This is a genomic window from Micromonospora sp. NPDC002296 (assembly GCF_040296145.1).
GTDB lineage: Bacteria > Actinomycetota > Actinomycetes > Mycobacteriales > Micromonosporaceae > Micromonospora.
Genome location: NZ_JBEOWQ010000119.1, coordinates 1 through 2,346, shown reverse-complemented (window position 1 = coordinate 2,346; position 2,346 = coordinate 1). Strand labels below are relative to the sequence as shown.

Genomic DNA, 2,346 nt, shown 5'->3' with positions numbered 1-2,346 from the left:
GGGCCCGGGCGGGGGGGGGGGGCGGGGCGGGCCCGGGGGGCCCCCCACCCCCCCCCGGGGGGGGCCCTGGGCGGGGGGGGGGGCCCCCCGAAGGGCGCCCCCCCCCCCCCCCACCGGCGCGCTACAGCACCCGCGGCGGGGTGTTGCCGGCGGCGACGATGGCGCGGCGGATCGGCACGGCGGCCAGCAGCGCGAACCCGATCACGAAGAAGATCAGCAGGGAGACCAGACCCACCCGGTAGGACTGGGTCAGCTGGAACACCAGCCCGAACGCGAGGGGCCCGAGCCAGCTGGTGCCCTTGTCGCTGATCTCGTAGAAGCCGTAGTACTCGCCCTCCTTGCCGGCGGGGATGAGCTGGCTGAACAGCGACCGGCTCAGCGCCTGGCTGCCGCCGAGGACCAGGCCGATCGCCCCGCCGAGGATCATGAACGGCAGCGGAGCCTTCTCGGGCAGCCGGAACGCGGCGATGATCACAGCGGTCCACAGCACGAGGCTGAGCAGCACCGTCTTCCACGCCCCGATCCGCCGGGCCAGCGCGCCGAGGCCGAGGGCGCCGCCGAAGGCGAGGAACTGCACCAGCAGGATCGTCACGATCAGGGTGCCCTGCTCCAGGTGCAGTTCCTCGGTGCCGTACTGGCTGGCCAGGGTGATCACGGTCTGGATGCCGTCGTTGTAGACCAGGAACGCCAGCAGGAAGTACAGGGTCAGCGGGTACGCCTTGATCTCCCGCAGGGTGCGGCCGAGCTGCCGGAACCCGTCGCCGAGCACGTTGCCGCCGCCGCGCAGCGCCGCGGCGGCGGGGTGTTCCCGCAGCCAGCGCAGCGGCACCAGGGTGAACACCGCCCACCACACACCGGCGGACACGATCGACCAGCGGGCCAGGTCCAGGGTGCGCTGCGGGTTGCCTTCCTCGCTGAACATCGTGACCGCGACCAGGTTCAGCGCCAGGAGCACCCCGCCGCCGAGGTAGCCGATGGCCCAGCCACGGCTGGAGATGCCGTCGCGTTCGTCGGGGCCACCGAGCTGCGGCAGGAACGAGTTGTAGACGACCACGGCGGCGCCGAAGGAGATGTTCGCGACGAGGAACAGCGCCCCGCCGAGCAGGTACCGCTCGCCGGTGACGAGGGCCATCGCGATGGTCGCCCCGGCGCCGGTGAACGCCGCCGCGCCGAGCAGCCGCCTCTTGTGCGCCGAGCGGTCGGCGACCGCGCCGATCACGGGCAGCACGAACACCGTCAGCAACACCGACAGGGAGATCAGGTACGGGTAGTACGAGCCGGCGGCGACCCGGATGCCCAGCGGGTGGACGTAGCCGTCGCAGCTGTCCGCGCCGAGCTCGCACCCGGCGGCCAGCTCGGTGACGGTGGTCAGGAACGGGCCGAGGAACACGGTGATGACCGTGGTCTGGAAGGCCGAGTTGGCCCAGTCGTAGAGGTACCAGCCGCGCCGCTCGCGGGCGGTGCTCGCCGGCGGCGGCGGGGGGTTGCCCACCGTCGGGGTGACGGTCTCGGCCATGGGGGTTTTCCTCCGCCGGTTCTCAGGCGGCCCAGTGGCCGCGGCTGCGGTAGACGTCGCGCAGCACGCCGACGTGATCGGTCATGATGCCATCCACTCCAAGATCAAGTAACTCGTGCATCTCGGCAGGTTTGTCGATCGTCCAGACGTGCACGTGCAGTCCGAGCCGGTGGGCGTAGGCGATCAACCGGCGGTCCACGACCGGGATCCGGCCGTAGCGGGGCGGGACCTGGGCGGCGACCACCGACGGGGGCAGTCGCAGCGGCCGGCCGTGCAGGGACGCCACCCGCAGCCGGGCCACCCCGCGCATGCCGAGGCCGGTGGCGATCCGCCCACCGGTCAACGCCCGCAGCCGGGCCAGCCGGGCGTCGCTGAACGAGGCCAGCAGCACCCGGTCGCCGGCACCGGCCCGACCGAGCGCGGCGACGGTCGCCTCGACGCCCCCGTCGGCCTTGACGTCGATGTTGAACCTCACGCCCGGCCAGGCGCCGAGAACGTCGTCGAGGCGGGGCACCACGGCGGCGCCGCCGACACGCACCGAGGCCAGGTCGGCCCAGCGCAGGTCGGCGATGCGCCCCGGCTCGCCGGTGACCCGACGCAGGGTGGCGTCGTGGAAGACCACAGCGACGCCGTCGGCGGTGCCGTGCACGTCGGTCTCGACGTACCGGTAGCCCAGGTCGACGGCGCGGGCGAACGCGGCGGCGGTGTTCTCGTCGCCGTCGGCCGCACCGCCGCGGTGGGCGAACGCCAGCGGCGCGGGCGCGTCGAGGTAGCCGGAGCGGGGCTGCACGGTGGGCAGTATGCCGGGCTGCGGTGGCCGGCGGGGCCCC

General features: G+C 73.8%; 2 protein-coding genes. Both read right to left on the bottom strand.

Going from position 1 to position 2,346, the window contains the following annotated elements; translation table 11 throughout:
• Window positions 1-121: 121 nt before the first annotated feature.
• A complete protein-coding gene (locus tag ABT023_RS28960; protein ID WP_350889861.1) occupies window positions 122-1,516 on the bottom strand; it encodes an MFS transporter in 1,395 nt (464 codons plus the stop codon).
• 22 nt (window positions 1,517-1,538) lie between these two features.
• Window positions 1,539-2,306, bottom strand: a complete 768-nt coding sequence (locus ABT023_RS28955) for a glycerophosphodiester phosphodiesterase family protein (protein WP_350889863.1) — start codon at window positions 2,304-2,306, stop codon at window positions 1,539-1,541.
• Window positions 2,307-2,346 lie beyond the last annotated feature (40 nt).